The 23868-nt window shown below is 67.2% G+C and carries 22 protein-coding genes and 1 pseudogene; 10 read left to right on the forward strand and 13 right to left on the reverse strand.

Annotation, left to right across the window (positions count from 1 at the left end):
• Positions 1-192: 192 nt before the first annotated feature.
• Positions 193-357, forward strand: coding sequence for a hypothetical protein (locus PVT71_RS18435; RefSeq protein WP_353473903.1), 165 nt, complete (start codon positions 193-195; stop codon positions 355-357).
• Entirely contained in the window at positions 354-1406 is a 1053-nt protein-coding gene (locus PVT71_RS18440; protein WP_353473904.1) for a tyrosine-type recombinase/integrase, read from the forward strand. Before PVT71_RS18435 ends, PVT71_RS18440 begins: the two co-directional genes overlap by 4 nt.
• A 253-nt stretch (positions 1407-1659) precedes the next feature.
• Here the strand turns inward: PVT71_RS18440 and PVT71_RS18445 are convergent, their stop codons facing one another.
• The 3 genes from PVT71_RS18445 to PVT71_RS18455 are packed head-to-tail and all read right to left on the reverse strand — an operon-like array spanning position 1660 to position 5000.
• Entirely contained in the window at positions 1660-2562 is a 903-nt protein-coding gene (locus PVT71_RS18445) for a sulfotransferase (RefSeq protein WP_353473905.1), read from the reverse strand.
• 3 nt (positions 2563-2565) lie between these two features.
• Positions 2566-3810, reverse strand: a complete 1245-nt coding sequence (locus PVT71_RS18450) for a glycosyltransferase family 4 protein (RefSeq protein WP_353473906.1) — start codon at positions 3808-3810, stop codon at positions 2566-2568.
• On the reverse strand, positions 3807-5000 hold the full coding sequence (locus tag PVT71_RS18455; RefSeq protein ID WP_353473907.1) for a glycosyltransferase: 1194 nt from the start codon (positions 4998-5000) through the stop codon (positions 3807-3809). Before PVT71_RS18455 ends, PVT71_RS18450 begins: the two co-directional genes overlap by 4 nt.
• Before the next feature lie 832 nt (positions 5001-5832).
• Between PVT71_RS18455 and PVT71_RS18460 the strand changes: the two genes are divergently transcribed.
• The gene (locus PVT71_RS18460; protein WP_353473908.1) at positions 5833-8277 is read left to right on the forward strand and encodes a right-handed parallel beta-helix repeat-containing protein; all 2445 of its coding nucleotides are present in this window, start codon (positions 5833-5835) and stop codon (positions 8275-8277) included.
• Between the two features lie 70 nt (positions 8278-8347).
• Here PVT71_RS18460 and PVT71_RS18465 read toward each other — a convergent pair whose 3' ends face one another.
• The 4 genes from PVT71_RS18465 to PVT71_RS18480 form a co-directional block, all read right to left on the reverse strand.
• A complete protein-coding gene (locus PVT71_RS18465; RefSeq protein WP_353473909.1) occupies positions 8348-9670 on the reverse strand; it encodes a UDP-glucose/GDP-mannose dehydrogenase family protein in 1323 nt (440 codons plus the stop codon).
• 151 nt (positions 9671-9821) lie between these two features.
• Entirely contained in the window at positions 9822-10721 is a 900-nt protein-coding gene (locus PVT71_RS18470) for a nucleotidyltransferase family protein (protein WP_353473910.1), read from the reverse strand.
• 208 nt (positions 10722-10929) lie between these two features.
• Positions 10930-12003, reverse strand: coding sequence for a hypothetical protein (locus PVT71_RS18475; protein WP_353473911.1), 1074 nt, complete (start codon positions 12001-12003; stop codon positions 10930-10932).
• Between the two features lie 63 nt (positions 12004-12066).
• A complete protein-coding gene (locus PVT71_RS18480) occupies positions 12067-12279 on the reverse strand; it encodes a hypothetical protein (protein ID WP_353473912.1) in 213 nt (70 codons plus the stop codon).
• A 549-nt stretch (positions 12280-12828) separates the two neighbouring features.
• Here PVT71_RS18480 and PVT71_RS18485 point away from each other — a divergent pair.
• Positions 12829-13890, forward strand: a complete 1062-nt coding sequence (locus tag PVT71_RS18485; RefSeq protein ID WP_353473913.1) for an SDR family NAD(P)-dependent oxidoreductase — start codon at positions 12829-12831, stop codon at positions 13888-13890.
• A 42-nt stretch (positions 13891-13932) separates the two neighbouring features.
• On the opposite strand, the gene PVT71_RS18490 is transcribed toward PVT71_RS18485, so the two are convergent.
• Complete coding sequence (locus PVT71_RS18490) at positions 13933-14340, reverse strand: universal stress protein (protein WP_353473914.1); 408 nt, start codon at positions 14338-14340, stop codon at positions 13933-13935.
• A gap of 282 nt (positions 14341-14622) precedes the next feature.
• Here PVT71_RS18490 and PVT71_RS18495 point away from each other — a divergent pair, with 282 nt between their 5' ends.
• Positions 14623-15318, forward strand: coding sequence for a response regulator transcription factor (locus PVT71_RS18495; protein WP_353473915.1), 696 nt, complete (start codon positions 14623-14625; stop codon positions 15316-15318).
• Positions 15319-15355: 37 nt separating this feature from the next.
• Here the strand turns inward: PVT71_RS18495 and PVT71_RS18500 are convergent, their stop codons facing one another.
• Positions 15356-15673 (reverse strand): antibiotic biosynthesis monooxygenase family protein, encoded by a 318-nt coding sequence (locus tag PVT71_RS18500; protein ID WP_353473916.1) that lies wholly within the window; start codon positions 15671-15673, stop codon positions 15356-15358.
• 203 nt (positions 15674-15876) lie between these two features.
• Here PVT71_RS18500 and PVT71_RS18505 point away from each other — a divergent pair, with 203 nt between their 5' ends.
• The 4 genes from PVT71_RS18505 to PVT71_RS18520 all read left to right on the forward strand — a co-directional run bounded on the left by PVT71_RS18505 (position 15877) and on the right by PVT71_RS18520 (position 19386).
• Positions 15877-16581 carry a DUF484 family protein gene (locus PVT71_RS18505; RefSeq protein ID WP_353473917.1) on the forward strand — a complete coding sequence of 235 codons (705 nt, stop codon included), beginning with the start codon at positions 15877-15879 and terminating at the stop codon, positions 16579-16581.
• Positions 16578-17504, forward strand: a complete 927-nt coding sequence (locus PVT71_RS18510) for a tyrosine recombinase XerC (protein WP_353473918.1) — start codon at positions 16578-16580, stop codon at positions 17502-17504. The genes PVT71_RS18505 and PVT71_RS18510 overlap by 4 nt, the downstream gene beginning before the upstream one ends.
• Before the next feature lie 50 nt (positions 17505-17554).
• Positions 17555-18202 (forward strand): ribonuclease HII, encoded by a 648-nt coding sequence (locus PVT71_RS18515; protein ID WP_353473919.1) that lies wholly within the window; start codon positions 17555-17557, stop codon positions 18200-18202.
• A 71-nt stretch (positions 18203-18273) separates the two neighbouring features.
• Entirely contained in the window at positions 18274-19386 is a 1113-nt protein-coding gene (locus PVT71_RS18520; protein ID WP_353473920.1) for a site-specific DNA-methyltransferase, read from the forward strand.
• 119 nt (positions 19387-19505) lie between these two features.
• Here PVT71_RS18520 and PVT71_RS18525 read toward each other — a convergent pair whose 3' ends face one another.
• The 4 genes from PVT71_RS18525 to PVT71_RS18540 are packed head-to-tail and all read right to left on the reverse strand — an operon-like array spanning position 19506 to position 23015.
• Positions 19506-20048, reverse strand: coding sequence for a cytochrome b (locus tag PVT71_RS18525; protein ID WP_353473921.1), 543 nt, complete (start codon positions 20046-20048; stop codon positions 19506-19508).
• Positions 20049-20068: 20 nt separating this feature from the next.
• Complete coding sequence (locus tag PVT71_RS18530) at positions 20069-20854, reverse strand: ABC transporter ATP-binding protein (protein ID WP_353473922.1); 786 nt, start codon at positions 20852-20854, stop codon at positions 20069-20071.
• Positions 20851-21894 (reverse strand): iron ABC transporter permease, encoded by a 1044-nt coding sequence (locus tag PVT71_RS18535; protein ID WP_353473923.1) that lies wholly within the window; start codon positions 21892-21894, stop codon positions 20851-20853. The genes PVT71_RS18530 and PVT71_RS18535 overlap by 4 nt, the downstream gene beginning before the upstream one ends.
• Positions 21891-23015, reverse strand: a complete 1125-nt coding sequence (locus PVT71_RS18540) for an ABC transporter substrate-binding protein (protein ID WP_353473924.1) — start codon at positions 23013-23015, stop codon at positions 21891-21893. The genes PVT71_RS18535 and PVT71_RS18540 overlap by 4 nt, the downstream gene beginning before the upstream one ends.
• Positions 23016-23111: 96 nt before the next feature.
• Here PVT71_RS18540 and PVT71_RS18545 point away from each other — a divergent pair.
• A pseudogene (locus PVT71_RS18545) lies at positions 23112-23807 on the forward strand (alpha/beta hydrolase-fold protein); the annotation flags it as partial.
• Between the last annotated feature and the right edge of the window lie 61 nt (positions 23808-23868).

Here is a 23868-nt window from a genome sequence, read left to right on the forward strand (position 1 = left end):
CCAGCGTAAGGCGCATGCACTTCGCCGAGGCAGGCAACCTTCCCGGCGGCGCACTAGGCGTCCGGTTCAAGTGCTCGCGCTGCCAGCACGATTCTGTCTGGTTCGCTGATGAATGGACGGCTGGCGAGAACCGACGCAGGCACCCCTGCCCGACCTGCGACCCCTCAATCAAATTAACCTAGGAGACCTGACATGGGACATCGTTTCAGCCTGACGCAGAAGCAAGTGCGCGACCTCATAGCGATGACTCCGCCGGGGTATGTGCCGAGTTTTACGGTCACCTTTGCACAGTCAAACGATCGCCAGCAGGATGACACCAATAGAGAACCCAATCCGGCGGACCTCATTGAACCATGACCAAGGGAAAAGACCTTCCAAGCTACATCCATCGCCGAAAGCGCGATGGCGTCCTGCTGTTCAGGAAGCGGTACGCCGGAAAGATCGTGGAAATCCGTCTTGAGACGCAGTTCTCGGAGGATGAGCCGGTTCCGTTTGCGCTTCACCAAGAGCGCGAACGGTTGCTGAACGCGCCTGCTCCTGTGCGAGGAGGCCAAGACGTGGCCGCTGCCATACGAGCCTACCGCGCAGCACCAAAATACCAGGACCTGAAGCGCCGGACACGCGACGACTACGAGAAGCATCTTCCCTATTTCGAAGAGAAGCTCGGACATCTCTCACCAAGGCAGATCGAGAGGCACCACGTCATCGCCTGGCGCGATGCCTGGGCGAAGAAGAAGAGCCCCCATTTCTCAAACTACCGCCTGCGCGTTCTTTCGATTGTGATGGAACACGCTAAGGACATTGGCCTGCTGACGAAGGCCGAGGAAAATCCGGCGAAGGGCATCAAGGCGCTGAAATACGAGAAACAGGACCGGGAACCGTGGCCGGACACCAAGGTCGCTGCGTTCCGCAAGACATATGCCTACGGGACCCGAGAGCGAACACTCTTCGAGCTATGCCTGGGCACGGGACAGCGCATAGGCGACGTGCTGCGCATGCAGTGGGGGCATATTGTCGACGACACCATTTTGGTGCGGCAGGGGAAGACAGGCACGCGGCTCGAGATTCCAATTACGCCGAACCTGGCGGCGGCGCTGGCTTCCACTGAGCGAACGAGCCTTTTCATTCTTACGAAAGACATGTCGAAGACGAAGCGCCCGGGCCAGTGGGAGTATCGTGGCGCATCAGACGCGATGCGAGCCGCGCGGGAAGCCGTAGGCGCCGAAGCATACGATCTGCACGCGCTACGCTACACAGCCGCCGTCGAACTCCTCCTCGCGGGTTGCAGCGACGACTTGATCGCGGCGGTCACAGGGCAGAGCGCCGCCATGGTCAGGCACTACACCCGGCACGTCCGGCAGCGGGTCCGGGCGCGCGAAGCGCAGGACAGACGGGACCGATTTTAACCGGAAATCACCGCCACACATTCCCGCTTTGTTCTTCATTTGTCCGGGGCTACCACCGCACAAAAAAGATTATATTTTCAGGGGTTTGTTGCTGGATTTGCAATCCGCTGCGTCACCACTCCGCCAACTCGCCGGGGGTGTGGCACTCCATAAGTTCCTTGCGGAGTGCCGTCAAGAAGATAAGCGGAGCCCCGAGCACGGGCGACGCGACGGAGGCGGAGCTCCGCGCCGGACCTGCCCGGAGCCCCGCGGCTCAGCCCATCGCCTTGGGCGCGAGGTAGCCGAAGCGTTCCATGATCGCCGCGCAGTTCTTCTGGATCATCCCCGCGACCTCGGGCGCGAGAGAGGCCCGCGCGGCCTCGTTCACGTCCTCGCGCATGTGCCCGTTGACCCGATCGAAGGCGTGGAACGTGTCGACCTTGCGCGTGCCCACGACCCGGCCCTGCGCGTCGGTGATGCGCTCCTTGCTCTGGAGGCACAGGCCCCGCGTCGCGCCGGGCTCCAGCCCGCAGAGCTCGAAGACCTCGTCCACGGTCTTGCGGAAATCGACGATCATGTCCTCGAGACGCACCACCTTCAGCGGCAGGCCCCGCGCCTCGAGCCGCAGCAGCGTCTCGCCGAAATAGCGGTAGAGCGGCAGGATCTGCGATGGGTCGGCGCCGCGCGCCATCATGCTCTCGCAGATGCCGTAGGGGTCGCGCACCAGCCCGACGAAACGCGCGCCGGGATAGATCCGGTCGAGCTCGGTGGCGAGGCCGATGTTGTAGTTCATCACCTTCACCAGCATCCGCCCGCGCCCGAGCGGGAAGCTCGGGCCCAGTCCCTGCGCCGCCAGCGCGCGCTTGTAGCGGCGCACCTCGGGCAGGTTGCGATCGGTCGCGCGGGCGAGCTCGCGGGCGATCCAGGCGCGGTCGCGCGGGAGCAGCGGGCCGGGAGCGTGGCGCGGGTTCAGGATGTCGCCGCTGCGCAGCGCGGTCGGCAGGTAGCCCGCCAGCGTGCGCAGCACCTCGGCGCGCGGCGCCGGCCGCGGGCGCAGCACCTCGTGCATCTCGCCGTCGGGCCAGACCGTGTCGGGGTGCGAGCGCAGCGCGTTCAGCATCTGGTTGGTGCCGCCGCGCTGCAGGCCGAGAAGGAAGATCGGGGCCGTGTCGGTCATGGATCAGCCCCTCCCCGCCGCGGCGGCGCGCGTGCCGGCGCCAAGCTCGATGTACTGGCCGAGCAGCGCCCGCGCGGTCTGGCGGATGTCGTAGCTCTCGGCCACGGTGCGCAGCGCGGCCGCACCGAGGCGGGCGCGCAGCTCGGCATCGCCCGCCAGCCGCTCGAGCGCCCCGGCCAGCGCGGCGCGATCGTCGACGTCGAAGAGCAGCCCGTTCTCGCCGTCGACCATGAAGTCGACCGCCCCGCCGGTCCGCGCCGTGATGCAGGCAAGGCCCGAGGCGCAGGCCTCGAGCAGCGCGTTCGACAGGCCCTCGCGGGCCGAAGGCAGCACGAAGACATCCACCGCGCGCAAGAGGTTCGGCATGTCCGAGACGTGGCCCAGCATCCGCACCCCCGGCTGTTCGAGCAGCGCGGCCGCGATCTCGTCCCCCTCGCCGAAGGTCGCCTGGTAGCCCGAGCCCGAGGCGCGGTTGGCCCCGGCGATGGCGAGCGTCGCCTGCGGGATGCGGGCGCGGATGTCGCGCCAGGCCTCGAGCAGCAGCGGCAGGCGCTTCTGCGCGGCGAGGCGCCCGGCAAACAGGAAGAGCGGCCCCGAGGGCAACCCGAAGCCAAGGCGCAGCTTGTCCTTCTCGACCTGGCTCCGTGCCGGGAAGAAGCGCGCGCCGTCGACGCCGTTCGGAATGAAGCGCAGCTTCTCCGCCGGCACGCCGAGGTCGGCCAGCTCGCCCTGGATCTCGCGGCTCACCATCGGGAACCGGTCCACCGCGCGCGCCATGTAGGCGAGCCGGCGGCGGCCGAGGGGCTTCTGCGCGATGGAGCTCGCCTCGCCGCCGCACATGGGCTTGGCCAGCAGCGGGGCGTCGGTCCAGCGCTTCCCGAGCGCCCCGGCGAGCGCGGGCGTGAAGAGCGAGTGGCAATGGATCACGTCGGGGTTGAGTTCGCGCACCATGCGCGCCGCCCCGAGGATGAAGCCGACGGCCTTGACCGGCTTGCGCATGGCGATGCGCCGCACCTTCACGCCGTCGATCGTCTCGGCGGCGGAGAGGCCGGGGTAGCGCCGGGTGAGGATGTAGACCTCGTGCCCCTGCTCGATCATCAGCCCGGCGAGTTGCGCGACCTGCTTCTCGGCGCCGCCGACGATCGGGTGATAGGACGAGATGATCATGCAGATGCGCAGCGGCCGGGTCGCGGCAGGATCCGTCAGGCCGGTCGTGCGGGTAAGGGAAGAGGTGCTGCCGGGGGTCATTGGCCGCCCTCCGATGCCGGTTCCGCCGTGCCGGCACTGGGCACCGGCGCCCTGCCCGCGGTGAGCGTCGAGAGAAGCTCGACCCACTTGGCCACCATGGTCTCCTTGTCGAAGAGGGTCACGGCGCGGTGCCGCCCGGCGGCGGCATAGGGGTCGCGCAGCCCCGGGTCGTGCAGCACGCCCTCGAGCGCCCCGGCCAGCGCCGCGGCATCGCCCGCGGCAACGAGCCGCCCGCTGACACCGTCCTCGAGCGCGTCGGAACAGCCGTCCACGTCCGTCGAGATGCAGCAGCAGCCGCTGGCCATGGCCTCGAGCAGGGTGATCGGCAGCCCCTCCCAATGCGAGCTGAGGACGTAGATGTCGAAGGCCTGCAGCGCAGCCACCGGGTCGGACTGCCAGCCCAGCATCCGCACCTTGTCCGAAAGACCCGCCGCGGCCAGCGCCTGCGTCACCTCGCCTTCGAGCCGGCCCTCGCCCGCCATCACGAATTGCACCTGCGGATAGCGCGCGACGAGGCCGCGCAGTGCCTCGATGTAGTCGAGCGGGGCCTTCTGCGGCTCCATCCGCCCCATCCAGCCGACGACCGGCCGGTCCGGATCGAGCCCCAGCGCCCGGCGCGCCGCGGCCCTGTCCGTGGCCGGGCGGAAGCGCTCGACGTCCACCCCCGTGCGGATCACGCTGACCCGGTCCGGCGGCATCAGCTTCGCCTTGAGCGTTTCCTGCCGGGCATATTCGGTCAGGGTCACGACGTGCCCGCCGAAACCGCGGGCGGCAAAGTCGAGCGCCCAGTAGAACGGCGCCTTGGCGCCCTGCACGCGGCGCTGGAACGGCATCGAGGCCTGCCGGTAGACCACCGGCCGCCCGGTGATCCTGCCGGCGGCGCGGCCGATGAAGCCCGACTTGCTGCCATGGCAGACGATCACGTCGGCCTCGTGCTCGCGGCTGGCGGTGATGACCCGGCGCAGCACGCGCGCGTCACCGCCGAGATCTATACTGTAGCGCGCCATCTCCACCGGCTCGGCGCCGAGGCCGCGCCGCGCGAGATCGGCGGCATAGGACTCGGAGTTCTCGGACAGGCACAGCGTGTGCGAGTGCACCCCGATCCGCCGGAGCTCTGTCAGGAGCAGCTTGTTGTAGAGAGCAATGCCCCCGGTCGACTTCGTCAGGGCTAGCAGACTGAGCTGTCGCATGGGTAATCCACGTTATGAGAAACAAATCGGCTTAAATGTCTTAGATTTCGAGCCCGGAGATGCCGTGGCATCACCGGATCCCAGCGTCGATTCGGCCGAAATCGACCGTTGCCGCGGGGGCAGCATACGATGCTTGTGGCGATTATGCCGCAGCACTTCCGCAGCGAACAGTGCAAACCCGAACCGCGCCCATTTTTTGGGCAGCGGCGGCTCGGCGGTTTCCCGCATCTTCGCCCGCGACACAAAGCGTGTCCATTGTAGATAATTAACTTAACGTTAATGTACAAAACACGTTTGAACTTAACTACCTACGTCCGGCGCGTTCCGACGGCGCGCTCAAGTCCGGACAAGGTTCCGCCTCATTTCCATTTCCGTATCACACTTTTAACGGGATTTTTTCACCCGAAGGCGGGATTCCGCCCTGCCCAGGTCGGCGGAAAGCCACCCAGTACCCCAAGGTAAAGTTGCAGAAGGCATGCGTCCCGAGCGCCGTCCGAGTATCCGGTGGCCACTGCGAAGGAACTACTCACACACAACATAAAGCTAAGTACTGGGACTAAGACACACAATGGTGGCAGATAATTCGGAACTTCTTGCGTTTGAGGGAGCGCAAGGATTTGGTGCGAACGCAACAGGTGGTCGAGGTGGTGAAGTTGTTAAAGTTACAAATCTGAATGACTCCGGGGAAGGTTCGCTTCGCTGGGCTCTGGAAGAGTTGGACCAACCGCGCATTGTCGTTTTCGAGGTCGGCGGACAAATCGACCTCAAGAGCCAGATTCAAATTAACGGCGACGTTACCGTTGCCGGGCAGACTGCGCCCGGGGGGATCACGGTGACCGGCGGACGTCTCCGCGTCGTCGAAAGCAACGTGATCATCCGCGGCATGACCGTGCGCCCGGGCGACGATCCCGACGCGCAGAACCCCGACGACCGTGACGGCGTCTCCATCGGCAAGGCCGGTCAGGTGGTCGAGGACGTCATCCTCGACAGCAACTCGATCAGCTGGTCGATCGACGAGCTCGCCTCGACCTGGGGCGCGCCGAAGAACGTCACGATCTCGAACAACATCATCGCCGAGGCGCTGAAGGACTCGCTCCACCCCAAGGGCGAGCACAGCATGGGCATGCTGATCGGCGACCACAGCGAGAACGTCAGCGTGATCGGCAACCTGCTGGTCAGCAACAAGTTCCGCAACGCGCTGATCAAGGATGACGCCCAGAACGTCGAGTTCATCAACAACGTCATCTACAACTACGGCAACGAAGGTCTCGTCGTCGCTGGCGCCTCGACGGTGCACGTGATCGGCAACGTCTTCATCAAGGGCCAGGATTCCAGCGGCCGCGAGGCGATCCGCTTCATCGGCACCGACGGCGCGGCCTCCTACTTCGTGTCGGACAACGTCGGCGACGTCGGCGGCGAGAACACCTCCGAGATCGTCTCGAAGTTCGTCTTCGATCCCGCGACCACCGAGGTTCTCTCCTCGGGCGAAGTGCTCGACTGGATCCTGTCGAACGTCGGCGCCCGCATCGGCGGCGAGCTGAGCGACATCGACCAGCGCATCATCGACACGGTGATCAACAACACCGGCGAGATCATCGACTCCCCGGATGACGTGGGCGGCTACGGCAGCTCGACGTCGACCAAGGCGCTGCTCGACAGCGACGGCGACGGCATCCCCGACGCCTACGAGAAGCTGATCGGCTCGGATGCCAACGTCGCGGACGCCCAGAAGGACGCGGACGGCGACGGCTACGCCAACATCGAGGACTACATCAACGGCCTGCTCGACGGGTTCGACGATGCGGTCACCGACAGCGGCTCGGCAACCGACACCGGCACCTCCACCGGTGGCAACACCGCAACCGGCGGCAACGAGACCATCGTGGCCGGGGATGACGCGACCGACTCCACCGGCAACGCGGTCGTCGGCACCGTGATCACCGTCGAGGCCGAGGATCTCGAGCTGAGCGACGGCTGGGCCGTGAAGGCGCTGAAGGCGGCGTCCGGCGGTACGGTCATCCAGAACGAGAGCGGCGAGAACCAGAGCGCCTCGCTCGCCTTCGACGGCGACGCCGGCGTCTACGACCTGACCGTGAACTACTTCGACGAGAACGACGGCGTCAGCACGCTTTCCGTGCTCGTCAACGGCGAGGAAGTGGCCACCTGGGACTGGGATCTCGAGCTGGGAAGCGCGAATGCGAACGCCAGCACCCGCGCCTCGAAGGTGATCGAAGGGCTCGAGCTGCAGAAGGGTGACGTCGTCACGCTGCAGGGTCAGCACGATGGCAGCGAGCCGCTGCGCATCGACACGATCAGCCTCGAGATGACCGGCGAGCTGACCGGCACCGACACTGGCACCGACGCCGGCGCCGTAATCGACACCGGCAACGTCGGCGCGATCGGCACGACCTTCTCGGTCGAGGCCGAGGATCTCGACCTCTCCGACGGTTTCGTCGTCAAGAACGTCGGCCCGGCCTCGGGCGGCGCGGTCATCCAGACCGAGACCGGCACCGAGCAGACCGCGAGCTACACCTTCAAGGGGGACGCCGGGGTCTACAGCCTCAATGTCAACTACTTCGACGAGAACGACGGCGTCAGCTCGCTTTCGGTCCTCGTCAACGGCAAGGAGGTCTCGAGCTGGGACTGGGACGAGCAGCTTGGCAGCGCCAACGCCGACAGCAAGACCCTGACCGCGAAGATGATCGAGGGCATCGAGCTCGACGCAGGTGACGTGATCACCCTGCAGGGCGTGAACGGCGGTCGCGAGCCGCTGCGCATCGACAGCCTCGATCTCGAGATGACCGACGTGATCGGCGGCAGCGATGCCGGCAGCGCGGCGCAGAACTCGGCCGAGTGGACGATGATCGAAGCCGAGAGCTTCCAGTTCGACTCCAGCGTCAAGAAGGGCTTCGAGGTCACCAGCCTGATGGCGGCGTCCGGCGGCAAGGTGCTGAGCGCGCTCGGCGCGGCCGAGGCATCGACCACCTTCGAGGGCTCGTCGGGCACCTACGATGTCGGCATCGACTACTTCGACGAGAACGACGGCGTCTCCTTCCTGGAGCTCCGCGTCAACGGCGAGGTGATCGACTTCTGGCAGTGGGACGCCGACCTCGGCAGCAGCCTCGCCAACAAGTCGACCCTCACCCGTCACCTGATCTCGGACGTCGAGATCGAGGCCGGCGACGAGATCGTGCTTGCGGGCTACGGCGACGGCGGCAACGAGCCGATGCGCATCGACGCGCTGGAATTCATGCCGAGCGACACGCTGCTCGCCTGATTTCCCGGACCCGTTCCGATCCGAAATACCTTTGCCGGGCGGCGCAGCATCTGCGCCGCCCGCACTCCGTTCAGACCTTGGCGGGATCGCCGCGCCCGACGCTCTCGTAGGCGCTGAAGCCCGCGGCCAGCGCGTCCTCGTAGGTGTAGATGTTGCGCAGGTCGGCCATGCGCGGGGTCGCCATGGTCTTCGCCAGCGCCTTGAGATCCAGCGCGCGGAACTCGTTCCACTCGGTGAGGATGACCAGAAGGTCGGCCTCTGCCGCGGCCTTGTAGGGATCTTCCTCCCATGTCACGCCCGGCAGCAGCGCCTCGCCCTCGCGCTTGCCCTGCGGGTCGACCACCGAGACCGAGGCGCCGCCCCCGACCAGCGCCGGCACGATGGTCAGCGAGGGTGCGTCGCGCATGTCGTCGGTGTTGGGCTTGAAGGTGACCCCGAGCACGGCGACCTTCTTGCCGTTGAAGCTGCCATCGCAGAGGTCGAGCAGCTTGTCGGTCATCCGCCGCTTGGTCTCCTCGTTCACCTTGATCACCGTCTCGACGATCGAGATCGGCGAGGCGTGTTCCTGGCCGATGCGGGCCAGCGCCTTGGTGTCCTTGGGGAAGCACGAGCCGCCGTAGCCGGGTCCGGCGTGCAGGAACTTGTTGCCGATGCGCCCGTCGAGCCCCATGCCCTTCGAGACGCTCTTCACGTCCGCCCCGACCTTCTCGCAGAGCGCGGCGATTTCGTTGATGAAGGTGATCTTCGTCGCAAGGAAGGCATTGGCAGCGTACTTGATCATCTCGGCGCTCTCGAGATCGGTGGTGACGATCGGGAAATCGCGCAGGTAGAGCGGGCGGTAGATGTCTTCCATCACCTTGGTGGCGCGCTCGGTCTCGACACCGACGACGACGCGGTCGGGCTTCATGAAATCGTCGATCGCCGCGCCCTCGCGCAGGAACTCGGGGTTGGAGGCGACATCGAAGTCGAGCCCCGGGTTGGCGGCCGCAACCACCTCCTGCACCTTGCGGTTGGTGCCCACCGGCACGGTCGATTTGGTCACCACGACGATGTAGTGATCGGCGGCCCTGGCGATCTCTTCCGCCGCCGCCATGACGTAGCTGAGGTCGGCGTGGCCGTCCCCACGCCGGGTCGGCGTGCCAACGGCGATGAACACCGCCTCGGCGCCGTCGATCGCAGATTTCAGGTCAAGCGTGAACGAAAGCCGCCCGGCCTCGACGTTCTTCGCCATGAGCGTGTCGAGCCCCGGCTCGTAGATCGGGACCTCGCCGCGCTCGAGCATCTCGATCTTGCGAGGGTCCTTGTCCACGCAAACCACTTCGTGGCCGAAGTCGGAGAAACAGACGCCGGAGACAAGACCCACGTAGCCGGTGCCGATAATCGCAATCTTCATTCCAAAAATCCTCAGAATTAAAACAATACCCGTGGTGTACCGACTCCACGGTACAACTCAAAGCAGATTCACCCCGACGTGGTCCATTACGGCGCCACGCGGGGCGGATGTGATGCTTGGCAGGCAGCTACCAGCGTATTTCCTGAAATCGTCACCGCCGCTTCAATCTGGAGTAGAACGGCTTGACCAGCGCCCACTCGATCTCGCCAAGGCGCGGATGGCGGGCCTTGAGCAGGCGCCGCCGGTGCAGCATCCGGGTCACCCCGTCGGGCTGGACCGCGGCGGGCAGCGGCGTGCCGAAGATCTCTTCCAGCATCAGCATCTGCAGGTCGAAGGCGAGGCGGAAGCCGCGGTCGCGGCGCAGCCCGAGCAGCCAGGGCCAGTCGAGCGCCTCCGCGTCCTCCTGCAGCTGCTGCCGGAGCGGCAGCAGGTAGCGCAGGCTGATCCCCCCGCGCGACAGCCCCGAGTGGTGCAGCATGTCATGGCTGATGTTGATCAGCAGGCGCAGCGAGGGGTCCGGAATGTAGAGCCGCAGACCGTCCCGCTCGCAGAGGATGCGGCGGCGCTGCCAATCCTCCTCGGTCAGGAAGCGCGCGATGTCCGATTGCAGGCCGGAATGCAGGTCGAGCGACCCCGCGTAGCCGGCTTTCCAGAAACTTCCCGGCGAATGCGCGTACTCGGTGTCCTCCAGCCGCTCGAACCCCGCCGCCGCGAAGATCTGCTGGGCATGGGCAACCTCGTCCGGCTCGACCAGCAGGTCGACGTCGATCAGCATGCGGTAGAATTCGGTGGGATCGTCCTGCAGGGCCATCTCGCTGGCGCCCTTGATCAGCGTCGGCACGATCCCCGCGTCGTTGAGCAGTCGCGTACATTCGGCGACCATCGCCCAGAGGCTGGTGTTCCGCACGCAATTGAGGGAGTCCACCTCGCCGAGATAGGCCATGGCCTCGGGCTCGGCGACCGGGGCATCGCCCTGCCGCAACCGCTGGAACAGGGCGGGCGTGACGAATTCGTCGTTGGCGGTGCTGATCAGGGCCGTCCAATCCGGCACGTGACCGAGGTCACCGCATAGCGCGCGACCGAGACTTTCCAGCGGGGAAGAAGCGGCAACGGCTGCTTTCATGTACATATTCCAATTTCTACTAAAATGGCGAAATGCGAACGAAAATTGAACGCGGATCTCGAAATCTGCTAAATCACTTAGAAACAATCACTTCCAACTTGAATTCTGATACGGCTCCCGCGCCCGTCCTTATCGATCACCCAGTGCAAAACCGCGACACGGCCTCGAGGGCCCGCGGCAAATCCGAATATTCGAGGCGCCCGGCCTCGGCCCCGTCGAGGCATCCGGTCATCGCCTCGAAGACCTCCGGAGACATCGCCTCCTCGCCCGACCACGCGGCGCCGAGCAACGCCGCGAACGTGACCGAGAGCGTCAGCTCCTCGACCGACGCCGCCCCGTCCTGCCTGCGGTCCAGCTTGAGGACCCAACCGACGGATTTCCAGCCGACATCGCTCGTCAGGCCGAGGTAACGCACGTTGAGCGCGTCGGGACGCCGGTGTTCGGCCGCCCCTTCTATCTCGTCGCGGCGGTGCCCGAGCAGCGCCCACGATCCTTCCTTGAGCGTCACCGGGAACGGCAGCGCCGCCACCTCGCCGGTTCGCGCCAAAAGCACGATGTCGTCGCTCAGAAGGGCGAAGCCCGCCTCTTCGAGCGCGGTTGCAAGCGTGCTCTTTCCGGCCCCCGCATCACCAAGAAGCAGCAGGCCGCGACCATTCCTTTCCAGCAGGGCCGCATGCAGCATGATGTGCTGCGTGTGGTCGAAGAGGACCTCGGTCATCTTGATCTTGAGGAGCGGCACCGCCTCGTGCGGAGCAACCCAGTCGATATCCTCGCCGCGGCGCGCCATGCCGATCAGGTCGCCGTCACGCTGGACGACGATGTGATCGTCGGCCCGGCGGGGGGCCACGGACAGATGCGCGAAGCAGGGCATGAGCACCTCGCGCAGGGCCTCGTCCTCGAAGGCGAGACCGATGTGAACGCCGGCCAGTCCGACCGTCTCGGAACACCCGACACGCGCCGGACCGCTCGTCGTGGCGAGCGGCTCCAGGGCGCCGATGCGGATCAGATCCGAGAGAATGCCGCCGCCTGCGACCGCGGCGGCATCCAGTCGCACAGACGCAATACCGAGCTCGAACCCGGCCCACGCCTCGGCCACCGGGGGAGTGGCCGAAAACAGAAGTTCCTTCTCAGGGACCAAGAGAAGGTGCTGACGGTTCACTTCCGCCAGCGTGACCCCTGCAGCAGGGAGGACAAAAAGGCTCTCACTCAATGAAATACGTCATCTCAAAAGAAGAAAATCAGGAGGATGCGGGACTGCACCCCCCGGGAGGCATTAGTGCTTGCCGTACTTCTTCTTCATCTTGTGCTTGTGCTTGTGCTTCATGCCGCCCGAACGGAAGATGCCACCGGCATCTGCCTTCATCGAGGTGGAGAGAAGCGCCGTCACGGCAAGCGGGGTCACCGCTGCGTATTTTCCGGCCTTGCCGAGAAGCTCACGACGGCCGGGGGATTCCAGGGAATCGCCCTGGGGGGTCTTATCAGTCATATTTGAAAACTCCTTTTTCCAATGAGTCGGACTATAGCGTAGCTCCGGAGCCCTGCCAATTATCTTTAACACTGCGTTAACCGTCACCTCACGGTTGAATTGATCGATGCACAATATTTAGGAGCTTGCGCGACGGCGCCCGACGCGAGAAGCTGTTTGACTTCAGCCGGATGTCTTGGCTTTGCGGGAAAATTCAGCCGCGGGCGCCCCGCGAAGCCACGGACGGGATTGCGTAAGTCAGCCAAGGTCTGGTGAACCCCGCTCTGTTACACTTTGTCCGCCTCCCCGTCCGGCCCTCCCCACCCCTTCCGCCGCGGCTCGCTCGAATCGGTGATGTCGTGCAACCATGTCGCGTACCGGGCCCGGACCCGGTGTCCGCGCCCAGTTCCAGTGCGCCCGCGTGGGAAGTCGCCGCTGGAATGAGCCCGGGCCGGCGGAGCTTCGAGCAATGTCCGCCAGGAAGAAGAAAGCGCTTGCTTTGCAGGCGGGCTGACCACAAGACATTCTATATTGATTTCTCGAATTTATTTCTTTGTTAGGAGTTCATTGATGCGCACCGCCTTGGTCACTGGCTCTTCTGGCTTCATCGGGTACCATCTGTGCCAGCGACTGCTTGCCGACGGCTTCCGTGTGGTAGGGATCGACAACCTCTCCGAGTATTACGACGTCACGCTCAAGAAGCGCAGGCAGACGATGCTGCTCCAGTCGCCCGGCTTCTCCGTCCTCAACAGCGCCATCGAGACCGAGGGCCTGCTTGACGAGGTCTTCGCCCGCGAACGCCCCGAGATCGTCGTCCACCTGGCCGCGCAGGCCGGGGTCCGGCACTCGCTCGAGGATCCGCGCAGCTATCTCAACAGCAACATGAAGGGCACGTTCGAGCTGCTCGAGGCCGCGCGGGCCTACCCGCCAGAGCACATGCTGCTGGCCTCGACCTCGTCGGTCTACGGGGCGAACACCAAGCTGCCCTACGCCGAGATCGACCGCACCGACCACCAGATGTCCTTCTACGCGGCGACGAAGAAGGCCACCGAGAGCATGGCGCACAGCTATGCGCATCTCTACGACCTGCCGGTCACCATGTTCCGCTTCTTCACCGTCTACGGCCCCTGGGGGCGCCCGGACATGGCGCTCTTCAAGTTCACCAAGGCGATCCTGCGCGGCGAGCCGATCGACGTCTACAACCACGGTCAGATGATGCGCGACTTCACCTATGTCACCGACCTGGTGCAGGGCATCAGGCTGCTGATCGACGTGGTGCCGCGCCGCCCCGAGGGCGGCGTCGTGCCGGAGGGAGATTCGCTCTCGCCCGTCGCGCCCTGGCGGGTGATCAACATCGGCAATTCCCGGGCGGTGCCGCTCGGCGACTTCATTTCCGCCATCGAGCAGGCGACCGGCCTCACCGCGCGGCGCAACCCGATGAGCATGCAGCCCGGCGACGTGCCCGCCACCTGGGCCGATGCCACGCTGCTGCACGACCTGACCGGCTACCGGCCGCACACCGGGCTCGCCGAGGGCGTGCAGGCCTTCGTCGACTGGTACCGCGGCTATTACGGCACCAACGACTGGGCCGAGACGGTCGGCGCGGGCGACCTGCGCCGCCTGTCCGGCTGACACGGCCGGCCGACCCGGCCGGGCAGCCGCACAGGCGCCGGCTCAGCGCAGCACGTGCACCGCGCAATGGGCGTGGCGCACCACCACCGCGGCGGTGGAGCCGAGGAGGTAGTCGCTCATCGCCGGCTGGTGCGACGCGATGATGATCAGGTCGCAGCCGTTCTCCTCGCCGTATTCGAGGATCGAGCGCCCCGAATGCCCCTCGATCACCATGCCGCTGGCGTTCGGCAGCTTCGCCGCCATGTCGTGCAGCTCCGTCTCGAGCGCGGCGCGGGACTGCGCGAGGTACTCGGGCGGCATGTAGGTGATGGCGTAGCCGGGGATGTGCTCCATGACATGCAGCAGCGTGATCTTCGCATCGGGCTCCGCCAGCGCCTGGGCGACCTCGATCGACTTCTGCGCCTTGGCGTCACTGTCAAAGGCGATGGGCACGAGAATGTTCTTGTACATGCGAGGCCTCCTTTCCTGACCTTCGGGCAGCATCTCCCCTTCGAAGGTATAGCGCCTTGATACAAATCATCTCGCGCCGCCCGCGAAGCCAACACATTTCGGGCACATTTGAGCGCTATTCCTGTTCCCGGGCCGCAAAATGCGCCGCCCTCCCCCGCGGGCCGCATCGGCACGGGGGACGGCCCGGTCACCCCGGCAGACCCGAAAGAACGGTCACCTTCGCCCCCACGGAACGGACCAACCGCCGGAGCAACGCCCGCGGTGCTTAGGAGGAGCACGCCCATGCGCTACCTGATTGCTGAAACCACCTGGAAGATGATGAGCCTCGGCCATGCGCTGAGCGAGACCGGCACGCTGCTGACGCGGTGCGAGGCCGCCGAGGACATCGAGGAATTCCACCGGATCGGCGCGCATGACCTTCTGGTGATCGAGGCCGCGGTGCTGCGCAGCCAGACCACGCTGACGCGCCTGCGCGAGCTGAACCCCGACGTCCCCATCGCCGTCATCGCGCGGGAGGGCGACGGCGCGCAGATCGCCGCCTGGCTGATGGCCGGCGCCGACACCGTGCTCTCGGTTGAGACCCGCCCCGACGAGATCATCGCCCGGCTCGGCGCCGTGGCGCGGCGCGCGCATGGCGTCTCGCGCCCGGTCACCGACTGCGGCCCGCTCCGGTTCGACCTCGACCGGCGGCGGGTGCATTTCGGCGCGACGACGCTTTCGCTCTCCCCCAAGCTTTACGAGATCCTCGAGTTCCTCGCCCTCCGCCCCGGCCGGCTCGCCACGCGCGAGACGCTTATGAGCCATGTCTACGGCTTCGAAAACGAACCGGCGCCGCGGGTGTTCGACGTCTACATGTGCAACCTGCGCGCCCATCTCGCCCCGGTCGAGGCGGCGCTCTCCATCGACACGGTGCGCGGCGAGGGCTACCGGCTGCGGGTCTCGGAACGGCGCGGCGCGGCGCGCACCATGGCCGCCTGATCCGGTCTCGGCCTTGAGCCGCGCGCGGGCGGCGGCGTCAGTAGACCGCCGCCACCTCGTAGAGCACCGGCTCGAAACTGCGGCACAGGTCGTTGAAGCGACGGTTCCACGCCCGCATCTCCGCGCTGCGCAGCATGGCAAGGAAGTCCTCGCGCCGTTCCCATTGCGAGTAGTTGGCGATCCGGGTCTGGGCGTCGTTCACGTGCAGGCCCGCCCCGACAAACCCCGCCTGCTTCGAGATGAAGGCGTCATAGGCCTCCTCCAGCGCCTCGAGCAGGTCCTGGCAGGTGCCCGGGCTGGTCTCGAAGGTGGTGATGACCGTCTGGGCGAAGCTGGGATGGCTGATGGTGGGCATGGGATCCTCCTCCTGTGCCCCATCCAGTCTGCCAGAAAACCCCGCGCCCCCAAAGCCTTCCCTTCATCCGGGGGCCGGACCGACACAAGCTGCGGAAACACGCCGCCCCCCCGAGAAAAGGGGGCGCATTCGTCCTTCGGACCTGATAGTCTGCGCCGCAAAACACCGATCACCGGAACAGGCACGGACAGACCGGAACAGGCATGAGCAGTCCCCGTATCGACGAGACGCTGCGCGAGCAGCTGCTCTCTCGCCCCGACATGATTCTCGATGACCGCGACCTGATGCAGGCGCTCATCGCGTCCAACGAACGCGCGATGGGCTCCAACATCGTGGACCTGCGCGGCATCGCGATGGAACGGCTCGAGTCGCGGCTCGACCGGCTCGAGGACACGCACCGCAGCGTCATCGCCGCGGCCTACGAGAACCTTGCCGGCACCAACCAGATCCACCGCGCGATCCTGCGGATGCTGGACCCGGTCGCCTTCGAGCCCTTCCTGCGCGACCTCAACGGCGAGGTTGCCGCGATCCTGCGCGTCGACATCATCCGGCTGGTGCTGGAAACCGGCCACCCGGACGACACCCGCGCCGTCAGCAAGCTTGGCGACGTGCTCTCGCTGGCCGAGCCGGGCTTTGTCGCCAGCTACCTGACCGAGCGGGTCGATGCGCCGCTGCGGCAGGTCACCCTGCGCCAGCTTGGTGCCGGGGACGGCCGCATCTTCGGCCCGCGCGCCGACCTGATCCGCTCCGAGGCCTGCCTCAAGCTCGACTTCGGCCCGCGCCGCCTGCCCGGCCTGCTGGTCATGGGCTCCGAGGATCCGCAGATGTTCACGCCGCAGCAGGGCACCGACCTCCTCGCCTTCTTCGGCGGGGTGTTCGAGCGCACCATGCGGCGCTGGCTGTCGTGAGCCTCGCGCTCACCCCCGCCGCGCGCGACGCGCTGCAAGGCTGGCTCGACCACGCGCGCGCGCTGAAGAACGCCTCGGAAAACACCATCACCGCCTATCGCGGCGACGTGGCCGAGTTCATCGCCTTCCAGACGATGCACCACGCCGAGCCGCAGGGGCTGAAGCCGCTGGCCCGGGTGACCACGCCCGACATGCGCGCCTTCATGGCGCATCTGCACGCCGGTGGCGCTGCGCCGCGCTCGATGGCGCGCAAGCTCTCGGCGGTGAAGAGTTTCTACCGCTGGCTGTCCGAGCGCGAAGGCTTCGAGCCCACCGCCGTGCTCTCGGCCCGCGCGCCGAAGTTCCAGAAGAAGCTGCCCCGCCCGCTCACCGAGGACGCCGCCCGCGCGATGATCGACACGGTCGAGCTGCAGGCGACCGAGGGCTGGATCGGCGCGCGCGACGCCGCCGTGGTCACGCTGCTCTACGGCTGCGGGCTGCGCATCTCCGAGGCGCTGGGGCTGACCGGCGCCGACTGGCCCTTCGCCTCGTCGCTGCGCATCCTCGGCAAGGGCGGCAAGGAGCGGATCGTGCCGGTGATCCCGGTCGCGCGCCGCGCGGTCGAGACCTACCTGACGCTCTGCCCCTTCGAGATCGAGCCGAAGGCCGCGCTCTTCAGAGGTGCCCGCGGCGGCAAGCTGAACCCGCGGCTCATCCAGGCGGTGACCGAGAAGGCCCGCATGCAGCTCGGCCTGCCCGCCAGCGCCACGCCCCACGCCATGCGCCACAGCTTCGCGACGCACCTGCTCTCGGCCGGGGGCGATCTGCGCGCCATCCAGGAGCTGCTGGGCCACGCCTCGCTTTCGACCACCCAGGCCTATACCTCGGTCGACAGCGTGCACCTGATGAAGGTCTACGAAGCCACGCACCCCAAGGCGGGCTGAGAGCCCAGCCCGCGCTTGCCCCGCCGCGCCCGAGGGCGCAGAACGGCGGCATGACTGGACCTGATACATCATTCGAGTCGCCCTTCTGGGCCGAAGGCACGCTTGTCGCCGGGGTAGACGAAGTCGGCCGCGGGCCCCTCGCCGGGCCCGTCGTCGCCGCCGCGGTAATCCTCGATCCCGCGCTGATCCCCGCCGGGCTCAACGACTCCAAGAAGCTCACCCTCAAGCGCCGCGAGGCGCTCGAGCCGATCATCCGCGCGCAGGCGCGGGTCGGGCTCGGCGTGGCCTCGGTCGAGGAGATCGACGAGATCAACATCCTCCAGGCCACCTACCTCGCGATGCGCCGTGCCGTCGCGGCACTGCCGATCGAGCCGGGCCACCTGCTGATCGACGGCAACCGCCTGCCGCCCGACCTGCCCTGCCCCGCGACCGCTGTGGTTAAGGGGGATGGTAAGTCTGTGAGTATCTCGGCGGCTTCGATCGTCGCGAAGATCTGGCGGGATGATTTGATGCGGGACTTGGCGCAACAGTACCCGCATTACGGTTGGGCAACTAACGCAGGGTACGGCTCAAAAAGCCACATGGATGGGCTCCGAGATTTCGGTGTGACCCCACACCATAGAAGATCCTTCGCACCCATACACAACATCTTGTATCAAGACGCAAACGTAAGGTCCTGTTTTAAAAAAACAAATTGACCCTGATTCGCTGTTCCCTCATTTTATCCCCAATCCAAGAGCGCAAAAATGCGCCGGGGCAGAGGCAGAGAATGACAGCAATGACCAAGACGAAGGGCGCAAAAGCGCTCCCGCTCAACACGATTCTATCCGGCGACTGCATCGAGCAGATGAACGCCCTGCCGGAGGCGTCGGTAGATCTCATCTTCGCGGATCCGCCCTACAACCTGCAACTGAAGGGCGAGCTTCACCGTCCCGACAACTCGCGGGTCGACGCGGTCGACGACCACTGGGACCAGTTCGACAGCTTCGCCGCCTACGACCGCTTCACCCGCGACTGGCTCAAGGCCGCCAAGCGCCTGCTGAAGCCCAATGGCGCGCTCTGGGTGATCGGCTCCTACCACAACATCTTCCGCGTCGGCGCGGCGCTGCAGGACGAGGGCTACTGGATCCTCAACGACGTCGTGTGGCGCAAGTCGAACCCGATGCCGAACTTCCGCGGCAAGCGCTTCACCAACGCGCACGAGACGATGATCTGGGCCTCGAAGAGCGAAAGCTCCAAGTACACCTTCAACTACGAGGCGCTGAAGGCGCTGAACGAAGGCGTGCAGATGCGCTCGGACTGGGTGCTGCCGATCTGCAACGGCGGCGAGCGGCTGAAGGACGCCAACGGCGACAAGGCCCACCCGACGCAGAAACCCGCCTCGCTGCTGCACCGCGTGCTGGTCGGCTCGACCAACCCGGGTGACGTGGTGCTCGACCCGTTCTTCGGCACCGGCACCACCGGCGCCGTGGCGAAGATGCTCGGCCGCGACTTCATCGGCATCGAGCGCGAGGAGGCCTACCGCGAGATCGCCGAGCAGCGCATCGCCTCGATCCGCCCGTTCGACCGCTCCTCGCTGGAAGTGACCCGCGCCAAGCGCGCCGAGCCCCGCGTGCCCTTCGGCCAGGTGGTCGAGCGCGGCATGCTGAACCCCGGCGAGATGCTGGTCTCGTCCTCGGGCAAGAGCGCCAAGGTGCGCGCCGATGGCACGCTGATCGGCGACGAGGTGAAGGGTTCGATCCACCAGGTCGGCGCCCAGCTCGAGGGCGCGCCCTCGTGCAACGGCTGGACCTACTGGCACTTCAAGCGCGATGGCAAGCTGGTGCCGATCGACGAGCTGCGCCAGCAGATCCGCGACGAGATGGCCGACCGCCCGAACTGAGTTTCAGGAACAACAGAACGGTTTCTTGACCGCCGGTGCCTGCTTCGGCAGGCACGAACTCGCCCCGCCGGCTCGTCTGCCCGGCGGGGCTTTTTCTTTGGTTCTCGCGGGGTCCGGCCTCAGCGCCGTCCGGCCATCTTCCGAAGCGTGCCGTCGCGCCAGAGGCTCTCGTGCACGCCGACCATGGCGACATGCCCGGCGATCAGCAGCGCCAGCACCCAGCCGAGCTCGCCGTGCAGCAGGTTCGCAAGCCCCGTGGCCCAGGCGATCTCGACCTCGCGCGGGGCAAAGATCTCGATGCCGAAGGGCGCGAAGCCGCGCGTGCCGCCCCAGGCGCGCAGCAGGGCGAGGCTGGGGATGGCGATCATCAGCGCGTAGAGCAGCGCATGGCCCGCCTTCACCGCCTTGGCGACCAACCCTTGCCCGTGATCCGGGCGCTGCCTGCGGCTCGCCAGCGCCCAGAGCGCGCGCACGACCACCAGCAGGAAGATCACGAAGCCCACCGGCTGGTGCGTGCCGACGAAGAAGCCGACGAATTCGTTGCGCCCGAAGACCAGCTTCAGCCCCATGCCGAGGAACTGCCACAGGATCAGCACGGCCATCGACCAGTGCAGCAGGCGCGAGATGGCGCCGTAGCGCGCGGGGCTGTCTAGAAGTTGCATCGTTCAATCTCTCCTGAAAATCAGGGCTGCGAGAGCCCGTCGACCATGACCATCACGCGCCCTTCCGAGCAGCGCTCGACACGTGCGTCGATGCCGTAGACCTGCGACAGGCTCTGCGGCGTCAGCACCTCTCCCGGCGCGCCCGAGGCGCGCAGCGCGCCGCCTTCCAGCAGCACCACCCGGTCGGCCCATTGCGCCGCCAGCGCCAGATCGTGCAGCACCGCGATCACGATGCGCCCCTCGCGCGCGAGCTTGCGCGCCTCCGACAGCAGCTGGAACTGCCGCGCCAGATCGAGCGCCGAGGTCGGCTCGTCGAGCAGCAGCAGCTTCGGATCGCGGATCATCGCCTGCGCCAGCCCCACCGCCTGCCGCTGCCCGCCCGAAAGCGCCGCCATCGGTCGCAGCGCCAGATCCGCCAGCCCGAAGCGCTCGAGCACGCCGAGCGCATGACGCCCCGCCGCCGGGCCGCGCAACGCCCGTCCGGCCAGACCGCCACCCGCGTTCATCGCCACCATCAGGCTGTCGAGCACGGTGAGCGCCGAGCGGCTCTCGAGGCTCTGCGGCATGAAGCCCACGAGCCGCGCCTGCTCGGCGCGCGGCAGGGCGTGCAGCGCCTGCCCCTCGAGCAAGATCTCTCCGGTCGCGGGCAGAAGCCCCGCGATGGCGCGCAGCAGCGTGGACTTGCCCGCCGCGTTGGGCCCGGCGATCACCGCGAATTCGCCCATTGCGAAGGGTGGCAGGCTCAGCCCGTCGATCACCTCGCGCGCACCGCGCACAACGGTCAGATTCCGAATGACGAGGCTCATCGCGCCTCCCTCCGCAGCACGAGGGCAAAGAACACCGGCAGGCCCACGAGCGAGGTCACGATGCCCACCGGCAGCAGGATGCCCGGCACCAGCAGCTTCGAGGCGACCGAGGCCAGCGACATCAGCAGCGCCCCGGTGAAAAGGCTCGCGGGCAACAGGAAGCGGTGATCCTCGCCCACCGCCATGCGCGCGATATGCGGGCCCGCAAGGCCGACGAAGCCGATGACGCCGACCATCGAGACCGAGGCCGCGGCCAGCAGGCTCACCCGCACCAGCGTCCAGCGCCTGAGGTGCGCGACGTCGAGCCCGAAGCCCCGCGCCTGGTCCGCCCCGAGCCGCAGCGCGGTCAGCCGCCAAGACGCGGCCAGCGAGAACGGCAGGCAGGCGGCCAGCACCAGCGCCAGCACCGCGATGCCTTCCCAGCGCGCGTTGACGAGGCTGCCCATGGTCCAGAACACCAGCTGCTGCAGCGCGTCGGGCGAGGCGACGAACTGCACCAGCGCCAGCAGCGCCGCCGCGGTGAAGTTGACCGCGATGCCGAGCAGGATGACCACTTCGGAGCCGCCGCCGCGCAGCGCCGACGCGAGTTGCAGCAGCCCCAGCGCCAGCAGCGCGAAGAGGAAGGCGTTGGCCGAGACCGACCAGAGCGCCGGGATGCCCGGGATCGCAAGGCCGAGCACGATCGCCACGCCCGCGCCGAGCGCCGCCGAGGCTGAGATCCCCAGCGTGAAGGGCTCGGCCAGCGGGTTGTCGAGCACGGTCTGCATCTCGGCCCCCGAAAGCGACAGCGACGCCCCGACCAGCAGCGCCATGACCGCCACCGGCAGGCGCACTTGCCAGACGATCACCTCCGCCGCCTTCGGCACCTCTCCCACACCGGTCAGCGCGCCCAGCACCTGTTCGAGCGGCAGGCCGGACGGCCCCGACACGAGGTCGAGCAGCACCGAGGCCAGCGCCCCCAGCCCCAGCAGCGCCACCAGCAGCACCCGGCGCTGGCTGCGCCGGGACTGCTCGGCGAGGATCGCCTCGACCGCGGTCATTCGGCGGGGGTCCAGTAGCTGCCGGTCAGCGCGACCGGCGAGAAGCGCGCCTCGAACTCGGCCAGCGTGGCCATCGGGTCGAGATCCGGGAAGAGATCCGGGTGGAAGCGCTTTGCCAGCGCCTCGATCAGCGCGATATGCGCCGGGAAGTCGTTGAAAAGGTGCCAGATGCCGATCGCCCTGCCCTCCCGCACCGCGCGCAGGTCGGCGAAACCGGGCGTCGCGATCAGTGCCGCGAAGCTCTCCGCCGCGTTGCCTGCGTCGATCCCCGCGCCCAGCACCAGCCCGCCGCGCGCCGCCATGTGCGCACCGCCGGTGGCGAGGTAGACGTCCGGGTCGGCGGCCAGCAGGTTCTCGAGCCCGACGTTGCCCATCACCCCCGGAACGCTGTCGCGGCCGATGTTGTAGCCGCCTGCCGCCGCGACGAACTCGTCGAAGACACCCGGCCCGACCGTAGCGCAGCATCCGTTCGGCGCGGCGTGGACATGGATGAAGACCCGCGGCGGCGCGGGCTGGGTCGCCTTCAGCGTGGCGCGGACGGCATTCAGGTGGCTCTCGTAGAAATCCGCGAACTCCTCGGCGCGGTCCTCGGCCCCGGTCAGCGCCCCGATGAGCCGAAGGCTCGGCAGCGTGTTCTCGAGCGGCGCGGTGAAGAAGTCGACGAAGGCCACCGGGATCCCTGCCGCCTGAAGCTGGCGCAGCGGCATCTCCATCTGCGGATCGCGCGCGTCCATCAGGCTCAGCAGCACGAGGTCGGGCATCAGCGCGATGGTGCTCTCGACCGACAGCAGCCGGTTGCCCGCGCCCACCGGCGCCACGTCGGCCAGCGCCGGGAATTTCGCGAGATAGGCGTCGTAGGTCGCGGGGTCGAGCCCCTTGTCCTGCCGCCAGCCCGCCAGCAGCGCCACCGGGTCGTCGTGCAGCATCCCCAGCACCGCGAGATGCCGCCCCTCGCCCAGCACGATGCGCCGCGCCGGCTGCTCCAGCACCACCTCGCGCCCGGCAAGGTCCGTCACCCGGATCTCGGCCTGCGCCGGTACGCCGGAAAGCCCGAGCAGCGTCAGCACGGCCAGAAGCCAGACAGTCGAGGGGAAACGCGGATGCCTGAGACGCAGCGTCATGGGAGTCCTTTCATCGGCACGATCGGCCATTGCAGCCGGCGCCAAGGGAAATTACTTGAGTGGTATTGTCAACTAATAAGCCCGAGAGCGGATGTCATGCGCGACCCTGCCCCGCAGCCCCCGTTGCCGCCGCATCGCGGACGGGATGCCACGCTGGAAATCCTAGCAACACCCGTCGCTTCGCATGTGCTGAGCAGCCGCGTCCTGCCGCGCGGGATTTGCGGGCCCGAGCGGGCGGAGGTGCCCGCAACCCGGCTCTTCCTCGCCGTGCCGAAGGCCGCCGCGCCCGGCGCAGGCTGGCCGATCCTCTACATGCTCGACGGCAACGCCGCCTTCGACTTCCTGACGCCCGCGCTGCTCGAGATGGTGCCGGGGCTAATCGTCGCCGGGATCGGCTATGACACCGACAAGCAGTTCGCCCGCGCGCACCGGATCTTCGACTACTCGCCCCCCGTCACCCCGGGCGCCGCGCCGCGTCCCGACCCGCATCACCCCGAGCGCATGGCGGGCGGGGCCGAGCCCTATCTCGCCCGCCTCACCACCATCATCCGCGCCGAGGTCGAGCGCGGCCTGCCGGTCGATGCCGCGCGGCGCACGCTCTGGGGGCACAGTTTCGGCGGGCTCTTCACGCTCTTCACCGCGCTGACCCGGCCCGAGAGCTTCGCCCGCTACGCCGCGATCAGCCCCTCGGTCTGGTGGGACGAACCGCTGGTCGCCCGGCTTGTCGCCACGCGCAGCGTCGCCGCAGGCCGCGCGCGCCCGCTCCATTTCGGCGTCGGCGACAGCGAGAAGCGCACCGGCAGCGCCGGTCCGCAGCCGGACGGACCGCCGCCGCAGACGATGCGGATGATCG

Origin of the sequence: Salipiger sp. H15 (assembly GCF_040409955.1) — a bacterium.
Taxonomy (GTDB): Bacteria; Pseudomonadota; Alphaproteobacteria; order Rhodobacterales; family Rhodobacteraceae; genus Salipiger.